Genomic DNA, 14,941 nt, shown 5'->3' with positions numbered 1-14,941 from the left:
AGAGTATAGTCCATTGCCACTTGTGACCTGTTATGCAGGTCAGCTTAATCAGGTGTTTATGAACCTTTTAGCGAATGGTATAGATGCTTTGGAAGAGCGGGTAAGTAGAGAAGAGGGTAGAGTTTTTCACCCGCAGATTTTGATTCGTACTGAAGTCGTAGCGGGCAATTCCTATGACAACATTAGCAATGGTTCAGGCATTCGGGTCACAATTGCTGATAATGGTATTGGCATGACGGAGAAAGTTCGTGCTAAACTTTTCACTCCCTTTTTTACTACTAAACCAATCGGAAAAGGTACAGGCATGGGATTGTCAATCAGCCGAAAAATTCTGCTAGAAAAACACTGCGCTCAACTACAGTGTTTTTCTACGCCAGAGCAGGGAACGCAGTTTATTATTGAGATGCCGACTATCTGTATAGCAACCAATTTCGCGGTATCTATGCCTTAGAAAACTCATCTGGCTAAATTCATCATATAGCGGTTTTCAGTTGCAGGGGAGAAATCAGCAGTAATTCCGAAAGTTGCGCTAACGGGCTGAGACAAAAACTGAAGCCAAAATGGCTTAAAACCTAGATAGATAAAGACTTTTACCTCGAAGGGGCATGAATCTAATATTTACAATGGTTTCAGGCATTTTTAGGCCATAGACCTCTTTCTTTTGCGAGGGAGAGGTTTTCAGCCCCTAAAAAGGTGAGAAAATGTCTAAGTTTCATTAAGCAACTCACAGATAACTCCTATCGAAACTTCCGTTCTGACTCTTGAATGGGAACATCATTAATACTAGCTTCACGTCTTCGCATTAACCCATTTTCTGCAAATTCCCACTGTTCGTTACCATAGGCGCGATACCAGTAGCCAGAATCATCGTGCCACTCATACTCAAATCGAACAGAAATCCGATTGTCTGTAAAACTCCACAGTTCTTTCTTTAAACGGTAATCTAATTCCTTTGCCCATTTTCGTCTTAAAAAAGCCTTGATTTCTTCCCGTCCGCTGAAGAATTCGGCACGGTTTCGCCACTGAGAATCTTCCGTATAAGCTAAGGCTACTCGTTCTGGATCGCGGGTATTCCAGGCATCTTCAGCAGCTTGAACTTTGGCTTTAGCCGTTTCCAACGTAAAGGGCGGTAGAGGTGGTTTAGTTTCCATAAGCTTGGTTTTGTGTGATTAAAAAAAATAAGGTGCGAAGTGCTAGCGCTACAGAGAGAGTTTTGGAACTTTGATATCAATCTTCAGCATCGGGATCGATTCCCATTGCTCGCAGTCGCTCCGCTAACTGGGTGACTTTTCGCTCTGCTTGTTCGGCTCTTTCCCGTTCTTGTTCAGCTCTTTCCCGTTCTTGTTCGGCTCTTTCCCGTTCTTGTTCGACTAGGGCCCGCTCAATTTCAACTTGTTCGGAGCCAGTTAACAGCAAATTCCCCTGCGAATCCCACCACCGCAGCCAAAGAAGTTCTTGATTTTGATAGCTTCCCTGCCAGAGTCCCAATTCTACATCTAGTACAGGAATGGGATAGTGACCGCGTTCGTTTGGCTGCATCCTTTGATACACAAAATCTATTAGGTGATAGACCTCTAAATTGCCCGTTCTCATTTCATAAATCCCGTAGTAAGGAATGCGGATAATTCTCTCGTACACCCAAAACTTACCCGGTTTAGTGGTGGTACCATCAGCGGCCACAGTCAAGGGAGTACGATCGCGCTCTTCCTCTCCATTACCGCTAGCAAATTCTAAAGCAATGAACGGAGCCATGTGTTCCCGCCAAAGTACATAAGAACGGCGAAAACCGTCAAGTGTTGCCGGTACATTCGGCACGTAAAACCAATCCGGTGCTTCTGCACCTCGCTCTGGCGGGTCAGTTTCTCGCCAGTAAATACCGCAATCTTGCCCGATCGCATATTGTCCGTCTGGATGCAGCCGCTCTACAACCGGCCCGATCGAATCTGTCAGAATGATGCTCTGGGGATGCTCCTGAAAATTTTTCACAAATGTACCGTCTTCGTCTGGCAATTGGGTATGGTCGGGGAATGCAGGAGGCAGACCTTTCGCAGTTATTGGCTCGTTCATCCTCTTTTCCGTGCAGTTATGGTTGATTGTACTGCGAAATTTTAGAGCAATCTGATTTGAAACTTTAGCTAATATTAACTAAACCCAGCTAACCACAGCGGAAGCATCAACAGCAACCCGACAGAAGTGAGGGCGATGCTGCTAGCTAACAAATCGCGATCGAGCTCGTAGACTTCTGCTAAAATCAGCACGGAAAGAGCTGTGGGCGTTCCCGACATCAACACCAACACGAACCTCGGATCGCCGCTCAATCCGAAATAACTAGCACCTAATCCGATCAGCACCGGCACAATTACCACTTTTAACAGCGACGGGATTAACGCTAGTTCAAAACTTTCCCATTTCTTAATAGACCTCAGCCGGATGCCAACCAGCAGCAAAGCACTGACAATTACCACCCAAACTGCCGTCTGCAATCCCGATTCCACTGTCTCGGGCAGGGGGATGTTTCTCGTGAAAAAACCAACTAAAAATGCCCACAGGGCGGGAACTGTCAGCACGTCCCGGATCTGAGTCCACCAGTGATTTGGTTGCTCGGAATTCCCGAAATAGCTCGCAATAAATACACCGAAACCGTAGGTTCCGATCACGTTGTTAGTAACGCTGTATAAGACGGCCCAGTTGTTGTTATCGCTGCTGATGATAGAGGGGGTGATTGCTAATCCGACAAAGCCGGTATTCCCTAGCATCGCAGCTAGGATAAAACTGCCTTGGCTCGATCGCTTCAGGGAATTTATATTTAACAAAAATAAGTTAACCAGAGAATTTTTGCCCTGAAAAGATGGCTTTTTGATGTGGGCCGCACTCAGCATACGCAATAATACCCAAGTCAACCAAGCTAAACTCGTACTCACAAATAACACAAATATGGCGATCGCCGGCGTGAATCCCACAGCACCCGAAAAATCGCTTTGACGGGCTAAAACTAGAATTTGCAGCGGTATCCCAATCCAGAAAAGAAAGTGGCTCAGCAGCTTGGGAAAATTAACTGGGATGTACTGAAACAACAGCAGTCCCAAGCCAGTGCAAATAACTAGAGGGGTATAAGCGTGAAATAAGGTTTCAAGCATAAAAATTTAACTTGACAATTTGAAATGCCTTTATGTATTAATTGTAATGCTAAAGTCCGTTTAATAAAGGCGAATTGTCGTTAGCGGAGCCCTCGAAGACGATCGTACTTGCACGCTTTTTCGTCCTAGCCTGTTCGCAGCACAGCAGGCCCGAAAATTTCCCCCCAAATTCCCGCACCTTGCAGGGCACAATCTTCAGACTCGCAGCCCCAAATGATTGCAGCTTTTTACCTTCAGGTTCACAAAACCTCTGTTAATTTGACCAATGTGCGATCGAGCTATCTTGCCTTTTCCAAACAGATGTCCCCCGTTTTCCGGCCGCTTCGAGCGAACGGAAACAGGGGGAGACTAAAGCTGCTGATGACTTGCACTCATTAATTCAATTTCAAAGCATTAACAGGCACCTCATCCCAAGAATTAACAGTCCGCAAGGTAGCAACCCAGCCCTGCTGTTTTTGCTCCGCCGTCAAATTCTGCTCAAAAGATTTGTGGCAATCCTTCGCTTGAGTCTCATCGCAACAAGCAATGCAAGAATAAAGAATGCCCGACGGATCGATTTGCTCGTTTACCCAAATAATCACGATCGACTCTCTCCATCAAAATCTACTGTTACTTAAATTTTCCTATATTTTTGCCAATTAAGTAGGTCGGTATTAATTAACCGGAGTGCGGCATTTTAGCTTAACAGGCAAGATGCCTGTTCCACACAGGCAAGATGCCTGTTCCACACACAGGCAAGATGCCTGTTCCACAACAGATGAATTTTTTGTGGGGTGGGCTTCTAGCCCGCCCTGAATTACTTCGATGCCAAAGTTGCCAAAGACTCGCCCGCAACCCGGCAAATCCGCCAGTCGGGCATCACATCAGCACCGATACCCTTGTAAAATCCGATCGCCAATTCATTCCAATCCAAAACACTCCATTCCAAACGCCCGCAGCCCCTTTCAACCGCCAACTGCGCTAAATAAACTATCAAAGACTTGCCAATTCCCCGCCCTCGAAACTCAGGGATCACAAACAAATCTTCCAAATAAATTCCCGGCTGAGTCAAAAAAGTAGAATAATTGTAAAAAAACAGCGCCCAGCCCACAACTTGACCTTCGCACTCGGCTAAAATCGCTTCAGCAAAAGGTCGATCGCCAAACAAATGATGCTCCAAATCAACCGCATTGCCAGTAACGGCATGAGATAATTTTTCGTACTCAGCTAAAGCTTTAATCAAATCAAACAGCACCGGCACGTCGGCGCGGGTAGCTGGACGCAAAATTACCTCAGAAGACATAAATAAGTAAGTAGTACGCGACAATCAAGAATTAAAAATACCACATCAAGACATTTTAAATTTGTAATTTTTAATTAAGTTTTTCCCCATTGAATAAGCATATATAGCAATCCTTGCAGGAGTCGTAAATTTTTTACCCCACCCCCACCCTCCCGAACCAGCGGGGAGGGAGTAATAAATTCACAAATGATGCAAAGATTGCTATATACGGCGGGGTCGGAGTGTCCCCACAATAATTTTAAGATTTTTCAAAATGCCAACTCAATGTTTTTTAGTTTATTTCAACCAGCCCTTCAATCGTTCCGTCACTTGAGGGCGGCGCAGCTTTCGCATTGCCTTATTTTGAATTTGACGGACTCGTTCGCGGGACAAATTGAACAAACTGCTGACCTCTTCTAAAGTGTAAGGTTCGCCGGTCAGCAAACCGTAACGCATAGCAACAATCTCTTTTTCGCGCTCAGTCAAAATACTGTCCAACACCTCCAAAATATCTTGGCGCATCATCATCTCATTCATCTGAGCTTCGGGAGATTGCGTCGCGTTATCTTCGAGAACATCCAAAAGTTCCGAACTTTCTTCTGAGCCGATGCGGTGGTTGAGAGACAAAGATTGCCGGCGTACTTGCTGGAGGTAGCGAAGCTGTTCGCAAGAAACTTGCATTTCTCTAGCAAGTTCAGTTTCCGTTGGATTGCGTTTAAGAGAACGCCTCAAATCTCGATAAACTTTTTTGAGTTTATTTAACTGTTCGACAATGTGAACAGGCAAGCGAATCGTCCGCCCTTGATTGGCAATTGTCCGGGTAATTCCTTGGCGAATCCACCAATAGGCATAAGTAGAAAACTTGTAACCCTTCTCGGGATCGAACTTTTCGGCTGCCCGGTTTAAACCCAAAGCTCCTTCCTGAATTAAATCGAGAAAAGGCACGCCCCGATTGAGATAGCGTTTGGCAATCGAAACCACCAAGCGCAAATTCGAGCTGATCATTTTCCGTTTCGCCGACTGACACTGGTGGCGAAGTTGTTGCAGTTGAGTTTCGCTCACTCCCAAAGCCGCTGCGATTTCAGCTTTTGTCGGCACTCTGTCTAATTCCTGCTGCAAACGCTGTTCTAGTTCATCCAGGGCTACCAATTCTTGAACGCGGCGCGCCAACTCCACCTCTTCGGTGGCAGTCAGTAGAGGATAGCGAGCCATTTCCTTGAACAAAGCTCCCACGGGATCGTCGGCAGACCAGTTGTTGTATGCTGACGAGCGAGTTACCGTGGGACGATCGATCTCGGTGTCCTCATCCTCTGCGATTGCGAATGAGGCTTCGGGTGCCACCGCAAAACTGCCTAGGTCAGATTCTGCCATATGGTGCTTGGTGTCGGTGGGAGGATTTGAAAAGTATCCCTTAACTTTAACGAATTTAATCGGAAATTTCCGAAATCCATCTAGAAGGCGGTGAGTGACTTTAGTGGCTGATATCTGTTCGCCCCTTTTTTAGAGATTTTTATTGAGTTCGAGCCAGTAAAGGAGCTGCCTGCAATAATTGCTGAGTGTAAGGGTGCTGCGGATTAGTAAAAATATCCCTAGTCTTACCGATTTCAACAATTTTTCCAGCATTCATTACCGCAATGCGATCGCAAAAAAATCTCGCCACCCACAAATCGTGCGTAATAAACAGATAAGTCAAATTAAATTCCTGCTTCAACTCCAACATCAGCTCTAAAACTTGAGTCTGCACGCTGGCATCCAGCATACTCACAGGTTCGTCGCAAATTATCAGTTTCGGGCGAGTAATCAAAGCGCGGGCGATCGAAACTCGCTGCTGTTGTCCTCCCGACAATTCCCCCGGATAGCGGCGGAAGAAATCCTCCCCGGGAGTTAAACCCACCCGCTCTAACATTTGGATTACTTGTTTTTTAGCTTCGCTGCCATTAGCTAATTTGTGAATAAACAAAGGGTCAGCAATACTTTGCCCGACAGTCATCATCGGATTCAGGCAAGCGTGGGGGTCTTGAAAGATCATTTGCATTTCGCGGCGGTGCTTCCTCACAGCATCGCGGTTGAGAGCAGTTATATCTATTCCTTGAAATTCAACTTTGCCGCCAGTCGCGGTAATTAGCTGCAAAATCGTGCGTGACAAGGTACTTTTACCGCAGCCGGACTCCCCCACCAGCCCTAGGGTTTCTCCCTGTTGTAGTTCTAAACTAACGCCGTCTACTGCTTTAATTACCTGGCGATTCCTGGAAAACAACTGATCTAATAAATTGCTTTCTAAACTGTAGTGTTGCTGCAAATCCGTTACGGTCAAAAGAGGCGAATTTGTTAAGTTTGCAGTAACGGCTTCAGTCCTGATTTCCTCGAATGCTAACCCTTTGTCGGAATCGGCTTGAATGTGCAAAGCTGCTTTGAGGAGCGATCGAGTATATTCGTGCTGCGGCTTTTCAAACACGTTTTGCACCGGCCCTGTTTCTACGACTTTACCGCCGTACATCACCGCAATGCGATCGCAATACTCAGCCACCATCGCCAAATCGTGAGAAATCAACAAAATAGCCGTTCCCCGTTCCTCGCAAAGTCTGGTTAATTCCTGCAAAATCTGAGCGGCTACAGTTACGTCCAAACTTGTAGTCGGTTCGTCTGCCACAATTAATTTGGGATCGAGCAAAAGAGCCAAAGCAATTGCTACTCTTTGCCGCATTCCGCCGCTAAATTCGTGGGGAAATTGCGACCAGCGAGACGCGGGAATTTTCACAGCTTCCAGAGTTTCGATCGCCCGTTTCTTAGCTTGCTTGCGATCCAAATTCGGTCGGTGAGCTTGCAAAGTCTCGATGCAATGTTCTCCTACAGTCATCAAAGGATCGAGACGAGTCATCGGATCTTGAAAAATCAATGCTACAGCTTCGCCCCGAAACCGTCTCAGCCGCGAAGCATTCATATCAAACACTGACTCTCCAGCAAAACTAACTCGCCCCTCAATCAGCGTTGAATCCGGCAGCAACCGCATCGCCGCCCTTCCCAAAGTTGACTTTCCGCAGCCAGACTCCCCAACTAATCCGAGCTTTTCCCCCGGTTTCAGCGTCAGGGAAACCCCGTCAACGGCCCAACCGGATTGGCCTCGCCGCTGAGGATAAGCTACTCGCAGATTTTCAACGGAAAATAGAGAAGAGTCATTAGTCATTAGTCATTAGTCCTTAGTCTGGTGTCTGGTGTCTGTTGTCTGTTGACAGTTAACTGTTGTCTGTTGACTGTTGACAGTTAACTGTTGTCTGTTGTTATTTATTATTTATCAATATACTGGCGGTTAGTTGTTAGTTATTAGTATTGTTCAGGACTTATTAGTTATTGGCAAGAGACCGATATGCTGTTTGTAAATACCAATAAAAATGGCTACAAACAAAGATTTTATCACTACATCATTAACCGACCAACCGCTTACTAACAACAGTCAACAGTCAACCGTTAACAGTCAACCGTCAACAGTCAACAGCCAACAGCCAACCGTCAACTGACTAAATTTCCTTTCGCTTCAACTCAGCTCTCCGCAGTATGTAAGTAGCCGCACAATCTGCGTGAGGATGGTCTGCTAAAACTTCCGCCAGTTCCAACACGTATCCGGCGATATCCGCCCCCAGCTTCTCAGTAAGCACTTGACGTTCCCGAGAGGCGAGTTCTTGCACGCGGGCCTTAGCTTGCCAATTGGCAGAAAACATCTTGTCAATCTCGGTGTGGAATCCCAGACTTTCGAGAATGTCCCACTCGCCGTTATCGCACCAAATGCCCCCGCACAACATACAGCGCTCTATGTAAAAGGGCACTCTGCTGAAAGGAACTTTCGCCCGTGACAGATAGTGACCGTCTTCGGGACACAGCGCTGCTTTGCTGTCGTAGACTGACGGCGTGAATTCTATGCCCAGAGTCCCTGTCGCATCTGGCTTCTCGGATTTGTTGTACCACTGGCTCTGCTCTTTCTGCCAAGCTTCGTATTCTCTGCCTGGAATCCAGATACCGTAACAGTTGGGACACCACTGCACCGACATACGGCCGGCTAAGGTACCGCCTTCTAAGTTGGGATGTTTACATTTTGGACATTCCACCGCTTTATTTCTCCTTGCCTTCTTAATTCCCTGTTAATTCAATTATTTATTCTGCATCTGGGCGGGGCCTGAAGACTCAGAATTTTTTTGTAGCAGCGCGCCACAGTAGCCAATTAGCGTGTTGAGCCGCGCGATCGCCGCAGTTTGCCTCGCCTTTGCTGTCGCTGGCTGGCGCGACGCTTGCAAAAACGTGACATCTGTCCCCAACAACCGCAGTTGCTTGTGAATTTCCGTCAAATAGGACTGCTCTGGGGGTGTTTCTGAGCCGTCTAACTCATCGCATTCGGCTCTCATAATTTGGTTTCCGAAAAATTGTTGCACTTTTCTGTATTCGATCGCCAGCGCGGCCCGATCCAGATTATCCTGTGCAGCAGTTCTTTGTAGTTGTTCTAGTGCTTGCTGTAATTCTTGGTAGCACTGGCGGCGGTCTTCGGACAATATCATGATTTTGTAAACAAATTTGTATTTATAATCAAAGTAGATACTTACTTAAGTTTGCTCATATGGAGGGAAGCCGTGCGTTTTTGGAGCAATTCCCTGTTTTGTGAGAACTTTTTTTGATTTCCTGCCCTGACTCTACCCTTCTGGCTGCTGCTTTTAGTTTAGCGTTGCCGGTAAATGCCGAGCCCCCGCAACCTCAACTGCTACCGCCAAAATATGCTTATTTTACCCGATTTTCCCCGAGCGACAGACTGCGGCGGCGGCAGTGGTGTCACTATATTTTCCTACCTCCGAGGGGGGGCGACTCGGGATTACATAGGTATAGTTAACAAAAAAATCGAGTATTTTTTTGAATTGCAAATTGTGGCATTCAATTAGTTTAGTATAGCTAAACACATAATTTCGGCAATTCAACCGGAAACCGGCTTTTAACCATTTGTATTTCTAAGTTTTAAAGGTGTACCCCATGAACGCGAACACTCTGACTCCCTCTTCTTCGATCGATCCTGCTGTAGTTCCCGATTGGCTGCAAGAATGCCTGAATACTCGATCGCAGCCTGATGGGGGCGCTAACCCGAATTGCTCGACGGACGACAGCTTAATTTGTCGGGCCTTTGAATTTGCCCGCGACTTGCACCAAGGACAATACCGCAAATCAGGAGAACCTTACATTTGCCATCCGGTAGCGGTCGCTGGAATACTCCGGTATATGGGCGGCAACAACGTCATGATTGCCGCCGGCTTCCTCCACGACATTGTTGAAGATACAGATATTACTCTCGAAGAAATAGAACAGCGGTTCGGCGCGGAAGTGCGACAGTTGGTTGAAGGTGTCACCAAGCTTTCTAAGTTTAATTTTTCCAGCAAAACAGAGCGCCTTGCTGAAAATTTCCGCCGAATGTTCCTAGCAATGGCTAAAGATATTCGCGTGATTGTCGTCAAACTGGCAGACCGGCTGCACAACATGAGGACTTTGGAGCATTTGTCCGAAGAAAAGCAGCGCAGTATTGCCCTAGAAACCCGAGATATTTTTGCTCCCCTGGCGAACCGTTTGGGTATCGGGCGCTTTAAGTGGGAATTGGAAGATTTAGCGTTTAAATACTTGGAACCGGAAGCTTACCGCGAAATTCAGGAATTGGTGGCCGAGAAGCGGGCCGATCGAGAAACTCAACTCGCAGAAGTCACAGATTGTTTGCGAGAAAGGCTTGACAATTTAGGCATTAAATGCTATGAAGTTAGCGGCCGTCCCAAACATTTGTACGGGATTTATGGGAAGATGCAGCGCCGCCAAAAAGGGTTTAACCAAGTGTACGATATTGCTGCGGTGCGGATCATAGTAGAAAGCAATGATGACTGTTATCGGGCTTTGGCGATCGTCCACGATTCTTTCCGCCCGATTCCCGGCCGCTTTAAAGATTATATCGGTTTACCAAAAGCCAACCGCTATCAATCTTTGCACACCGGAGTAATCGGAACCAGCGGCCGCCCCATCGAAGTGCAAATTCGCACCGTAGCAATGCACCACATTGCAGAATACGGCATTGCCGCCCACTGGAAATACAAAGAAACTGGCGGTTCTAACACAACAGTCACCGGCGACGACGAAAAATTTACTTGGCTGCGACAACTCCTAGAATGGCAAAGCGACCTCAAAGACGATCGCGAATATTTACAAAGCATTAAGGACAACTTATTCGACGAAGATATTTACGTTTTTACTCCTAACGGAGACGTGATTGCTCTCAATAGCGGCTCAACTCCCGTAGATTTTGCTTACCGCATTCACACAGAAATTGGCAATCGCTGCACCGGTGCCAGAGTCAACGGGCGAATGGTAACACTAGACAAGGTTTTAAAGAACGGCGATATTGTAGAAATCTTGACCCAAAAAAATGGTCATCCGAGTTCCGACTGGCTGAATTTTGTCAAGACAAACGGAGCAAAAAACCGAATTCGCCAGTGGTTGAAGCGATCGCACCGAGATGAAAATCTTGCTCGCGGCAGGGAATTGCTGGAAAAAGAATTAGGTAAAAACGGCTTAGAATCTTTGCTGAAATCTGAACCCATGCAGTCTGTGGCTCAGCGCTGCAACTACCACAGCGTCGAAGATTTAATCGCCGGTTTGGGCTATGGCGAAGTGACTCTAAATCTCGTAGTAAATCGACTGCGAGATTTAGTAAAAGTGCAGCAAAAAATTGAAGCTGCTCCCGCAGGAGGACAGGAATTGCCCCAGCTAATACCTGCATCGACGGCACCGAAACCAGTACCGAGTTCGTCTCCGAGCAAATCGCCGATCGCAGGTGTAGAGGGATTGCTCTACCATTTATCCGGCTGTTGCTGTCCGATTCCTGGGGAATCAATTATTGGAGTTGTGACTCGCACTCGCGGAATTTCGATTCACCGACAAGGCTGTTCAAATGTTGAGAGCGTGCCTGGGGATCGGTTGGTTCCTGTGAGTTGGAATTCCAGCAACCGCAATGAATCTCGACCCAACACTTATCCGGTTAACATTCAAATTGAAGCCCTCGATCGAGTGGGAGTTCTCAATGATGTTTTATCGCATTTGAAGGACAACCAAGTAAACGTCCGCAGCGCTCAAGTCAAAACCTATCCCGGATTGCCGGCATTAATTGACTTGTGCATGGATATCCAGGATAAACAACAGTTCGAGCGCACTTGTATGCAAATTAAAAAGATGAGCGATATTTTGAATTTGCGGAGGCTGAGTGAAGGGACTTAAGAAGATAGCCTAACTGTATTGTAGGGTGCGCCCCGCGCACCTAATAACTAGCTGAGGAGAGGTTCAGCCCCATAAAATTTAAAAGGCTAAGGAAAGTTTTACTCAGCTTCGCGAGGTTCAACTACCAGCCTAATTCCATCAAGAATTTGACCAACTCGCTCGGCCGAGAGTGTGCCAATTTTCTCACCTAACTGAGATTTATCGATCGTCAAAATCTGCGAGACGTTAACAACACTCTGTTCTGGTAAATCAGCTTCTCCTGCTTCTAACAGGACATTTCCTGGTGAATTAGCCCGTCTGAGATTTGAAGTAAGCACACAAACAACAACCGTATTAATGCGGGAACGATTGAATAAATTGTTCTAAATGATTACATGGGGATGGAGATAACCGGGTTCTGAACCAGAAGGCTCATCAAGTTCAACCCAAAAAATATCACCTTGATTTATTATCATTCGCCTTCCACCAGCCTGCGATGAGAGCGACTCATCTTGCGAAGCAAAACTTGTTCTTCTTCAGAGAGAGGTGCTTCGCAAGCAGCATTAATTTTTTCTAACAGTTGTTGATTTTCGCGGCGGCGGATAAATTCTTCAAGGGCTATTTCGATCAAAAAACTCTGAGAAATTTGCATTTCGCCAGCTAATGTTTCGGCTTGTTCAAATAAAGATGCTGGCAATGAGATAGCAGTTTTGACAGTTGTCATAGCTTTATACCTTCATTTATTTATATGAGTCTAACTCATAGTATAGCTAACCACAATACGGTTCAGCAAACAGGCAGAACAATGAAACCCTTTATTTGGGCGGACTTACTGGCTTTGACTCGCCCAGCTTTTGCTGCAAAAACTCCTGGGCTACTTCTCCAGCTTCCTGCTGTTTCTTATCAACTTGATAATTGAGTCGTCGCATATCTTCCTCGGAGATTTTGCCGCCCAATTCTGCGAGCACTTGACGCAATTCCGGGTATTGCTCCAAAACTTGCGATCGCACAACCGGAACTGCTTCGTAGGGCGGGAAATAGTTCTTGTCATCTTTGAGAACTACTAAACCTAAACTTTGAATCAAACCGTCCGTCGTATTACCAGCAATCACATCTACTTCTTTTTGTTGCAGCGCTTGATAAAGCAATCCTAACAGCAATTCCTTCGGTTCTTCTCGAAACTTAATCCCGTAAGTTTTAGCCAATCCGGGGAATCCATCTTCTCTCTCGTTAAATTCTGGGCCGAAACCAGCCCGGAGGTTAGGTGCAGCTTTCCCAAGTTGCGAGAGAGTTTGTAAATTGAGTTTTTTGGCCTCGTCTCCCCGCACAATAATCGCAAAACTGTTATTAAATCCCAGCGGTTGCGTCCATTCTGCTTTAAACTGTTTGGGATATTCTTGTTTGAGGTAATCGATGACTTTTTTGGGGTCAGAAATCGGTTTCTGTTTGAGCAGGTTGGCGTAAGCAGTGCCCGTGTATTCGACATACAAGTCGATTTTACCTGTTATTAGAGATTGATGGCAAAGCGAGCCTCCGAGATTCAGTTCTCGTTCTACTTTGATATCTGTTTTAGCTTCGATATGGCGTGCTAAAATTTCTGCGAGGATGACTTGTTCGGTAAAGTCTTTCGAGCAGATGACAACTTGCTTTTGGGGCTTAGAGGTACATCCTGCTACTGCAAGCAAGCAAAGCAGCCAGCAGGAATAGAAAAAAAAATCGTTCTTAGAGATTTTCATGACTTAACTCACATTAAAAATCTACACTTAATACCTTATAAGTTATAGCATAAAGCCAAGATTCCCAACTTATTCAATAAGTCGGGAATCTAACACCGATCGCACTTTACCCAAGTTCCGTTTTCCTGTTGTAACATTTATTGATAGACATGGAGGAATAAATATGGTAATCAGAGTCAGCGATATTATCCAGCAGCAGCGGCAATTTTTTGCCACTGGGAAAACTAAGGATGTGGATTTTCGGATCGAACAACTCAAGAATCTCAAAAGTGCGATCGTTTCCAATCAATCACGGATTGTGGATGCTGTCAAGGCTGATTTGAACAGGCCGGAGTACGAGGCTTACTTTGAAATTGCTGCGATCGCAGAAGTTAATTATGCCATCAAAAACGTTAAATCGTGGGCCAAGCCGAAAAAAGTGCCTACTTCGATCGATCAATTCCCAGCATCGGCCCGCATTTACCCAGAACCTTTGGGCGTAGTTTTAATCATCGGGCCTTGGAATTACCCATTTCAGCTAATGATATCACCCTTGGTCGGGGCGATCGCCGCAGGCAACTGCGCCATCCTCAAACCTTCAGAAATCGCCTCGCACACGTCGGCAGTTGTCGCGGACATGATTACCAAAACCTTCGATCCCGCTTATGTAGCCGCGGTCGAAGGAGGAGTTGAAATCAGCCAACAATTATTAGCCGAAAAATTCGACCACATCTTCTTTACTGGTGGCACAAAAATCGGTAGAATAGTGATGGAAGCCGCCGCCAAACACCTGACACCTGTGACATTAGAATTAGGCGGCAAAACTCCTTGCATTGTAGACTCAGATATTCAAGTTGAATACACTGCTAAACGCATTGCGTGGGGCAAATTCATCAATGCAGGTCAAACTTGTATCGCTCCCGATTACCTGTTAGTTGATAAAAAAGTTAAACCCCATTTGATGCAGGCAATTAAAACAGCAATTCACGGATTTTACGGCGACGATCCGCAGAAAAGTCCCGACTATTCCCGAATTATCAATCAGCATCATTTAGGACGTTTGGCAGAGTTTATCAAAGATGGAGAAGTGGTCGTCGGCGGTCAAACAAACCCCGAAGATAAATATATTGCACCGACGGTTCTCGACAAGGTTTCCTGGGATGCGCCTGTGATGAAGGATGAGATTTTTGGGCCGATTTTGCCCGTTTTGGAGTATGATGATTTCGGGGAGGCGATCGCCCAAATCAACGCCCGTCCCAAACCCCTAGCTTTGTATTTGTTCTCCAAAGATAAAGAGAAACAAGAGCGAGTTTTGCGGGAAACTTCTTCCGGCGGAGTTTGCATAAACGACACGGTTATGCAAGTCGGAGTAACAAGTTTACCTTTTGGCGGAGTTGGCGACAGCGGCACCGGCACCTATCACGGCAAAGCAAGTTTTGACACCTTTTCTCATCAAAAAAGCGTGCTGCAAAAGTCATTTTTACTTGACTTAAAATGGCGCTACGCTCCCTATCTAGGTAAGTTGGATTTGATTAAGAAAGTTATCGGTTGATATGGCCTAAACACCA

The 14,941-nt window shown here is 46.0% G+C and carries 15 protein-coding genes and 1 pseudogene; 4 read left to right on the top strand and 12 right to left on the bottom strand.

Features of this window, described 5'->3' with window-relative positions; genetic code table 11:
- Positions 1-451, top strand: a 451-nt coding sequence (locus QUA47_RS17025; protein ID WP_333431613.1) for a HAMP domain-containing sensor histidine kinase, incomplete at its 5' end; no start/stop codon positions are given.
- 286 nt (positions 452-737) lie between these two features.
- On the opposite strand, the gene QUA47_RS17020 is transcribed toward QUA47_RS17025, so the two are convergent.
- From QUA47_RS17020 to QUA47_RS16990, 7 genes are all read right to left on the bottom strand, one after another.
- Positions 738-1,151 (bottom strand): nuclear transport factor 2 family protein, encoded by a 414-nt coding sequence (locus QUA47_RS17020; RefSeq protein WP_190657739.1) that lies wholly within the window; start codon positions 1,149-1,151, stop codon positions 738-740.
- A gap of 76 nt (positions 1,152-1,227) precedes the next feature.
- Positions 1,228-2,067 carry a Uma2 family endonuclease gene (locus tag QUA47_RS17015; RefSeq protein ID WP_333431612.1) on the bottom strand — a complete coding sequence of 280 codons (840 nt, stop codon included), beginning with the start codon at positions 2,065-2,067 and terminating at the stop codon, positions 1,228-1,230.
- Between the two features lie 74 nt (positions 2,068-2,141).
- On the bottom strand, positions 2,142-3,137 hold the full coding sequence (locus QUA47_RS17010; RefSeq protein ID WP_190657735.1) for an AEC family transporter: 996 nt from the start codon (positions 3,135-3,137) through the stop codon (positions 2,142-2,144).
- 374 nt (positions 3,138-3,511) lie between these two features.
- Positions 3,512-3,718: a glycogen debranching protein gene (locus QUA47_RS17005; protein WP_190657733.1), complete on the bottom strand. Its 207-nt coding sequence runs from the start codon at positions 3,716-3,718 to the stop codon at positions 3,512-3,514.
- Positions 3,719-3,933: 215 nt separating this feature from the next.
- Positions 3,934-4,419 carry a GNAT family N-acetyltransferase gene (locus QUA47_RS17000; RefSeq protein ID WP_333281290.1) on the bottom strand — a complete coding sequence of 162 codons (486 nt, stop codon included), beginning with the start codon at positions 4,417-4,419 and terminating at the stop codon, positions 3,934-3,936.
- Between the two features lie 276 nt (positions 4,420-4,695).
- Positions 4,696-5,769 carry an RNA polymerase sigma factor, RpoD/SigA family gene (locus tag QUA47_RS16995; RefSeq protein WP_333213879.1) on the bottom strand — a complete coding sequence of 358 codons (1,074 nt, stop codon included), beginning with the start codon at positions 5,767-5,769 and terminating at the stop codon, positions 4,696-4,698.
- 139 nt (positions 5,770-5,908) lie between these two features.
- Positions 5,909-7,582, bottom strand: a complete 1,674-nt coding sequence (locus QUA47_RS16990; protein ID WP_333431611.1) for an ABC transporter ATP-binding protein — start codon at positions 7,580-7,582, stop codon at positions 5,909-5,911.
- Between the two features lie 205 nt (positions 7,583-7,787).
- On the opposite strand from QUA47_RS16990, the gene QUA47_RS16985 reads away from it, so the two are divergent.
- Positions 7,788-7,913: a hypothetical protein gene (locus QUA47_RS16985; protein WP_333431610.1), complete on the top strand. Its 126-nt coding sequence runs from the start codon at positions 7,788-7,790 to the stop codon at positions 7,911-7,913.
- Here the strand turns inward: QUA47_RS16985 and QUA47_RS16980 are convergent, their stop codons facing one another.
- The gene (locus QUA47_RS16980) at positions 7,914-8,498 is read right to left on the bottom strand and encodes a zf-TFIIB domain-containing protein (protein ID WP_333431609.1); all 585 of its coding nucleotides are present in this window, start codon (positions 8,496-8,498) and stop codon (positions 7,914-7,916) included.
- Positions 8,499-8,540: 42 nt separating this feature from the next.
- Positions 8,541-8,942, bottom strand: coding sequence for a heterocyst frequency control protein PatD (gene patD / locus QUA47_RS16975; protein ID WP_333431608.1), 402 nt, complete (start codon positions 8,940-8,942; stop codon positions 8,541-8,543).
- Between the two features lie 463 nt (positions 8,943-9,405).
- On the opposite strand from patD, the gene QUA47_RS16970 reads away from it, so the two are divergent.
- Positions 9,406-11,679 (top strand): bifunctional (p)ppGpp synthetase/guanosine-3',5'-bis(diphosphate) 3'-pyrophosphohydrolase, encoded by a 2,274-nt coding sequence (locus QUA47_RS16970; protein ID WP_333431607.1) that lies wholly within the window; start codon positions 9,406-9,408, stop codon positions 11,677-11,679.
- Positions 11,680-11,777: 98 nt separating this feature from the next.
- On the opposite strand, the pseudogene QUA47_RS16965 reads toward QUA47_RS16970, so the two are convergent.
- The 3 genes and pseudogenes from QUA47_RS16965 to QUA47_RS16955 all read right to left on the bottom strand — a co-directional run.
- Positions 11,778-12,029, bottom strand: a pseudogene (locus QUA47_RS16965) (type II toxin-antitoxin system PemK/MazF family toxin); the annotation flags it as partial.
- A 101-nt stretch (positions 12,030-12,130) separates the two neighbouring features.
- Complete coding sequence (locus QUA47_RS16960; RefSeq protein ID WP_333431606.1) at positions 12,131-12,382, bottom strand: hypothetical protein; 252 nt, start codon at positions 12,380-12,382, stop codon at positions 12,131-12,133.
- A gap of 91 nt (positions 12,383-12,473) precedes the next feature.
- Positions 12,474-13,394, bottom strand: a complete 921-nt coding sequence (locus QUA47_RS16955; protein ID WP_333431605.1) for a glycine betaine ABC transporter substrate-binding protein — start codon at positions 13,392-13,394, stop codon at positions 12,474-12,476.
- A 163-nt stretch (positions 13,395-13,557) separates the two neighbouring features.
- Here QUA47_RS16955 and QUA47_RS16950 point away from each other — a divergent pair, with 163 nt between their 5' ends.
- Positions 13,558-14,925 (top strand): aldehyde dehydrogenase, encoded by a 1,368-nt coding sequence (locus tag QUA47_RS16950; RefSeq protein ID WP_333431604.1) that lies wholly within the window; start codon positions 13,558-13,560, stop codon positions 14,923-14,925.
- Positions 14,926-14,941 lie beyond the last annotated feature (16 nt).

This window comes from Microcoleus sp. MON2_D5, from assembly GCF_036701905.1.
Taxonomy (GTDB): Bacteria; Cyanobacteriota; Cyanobacteriia; order Cyanobacteriales; family Microcoleaceae; genus Microcoleus.
This window is presented reverse-complemented; position numbering and strand designations above follow the sequence as displayed.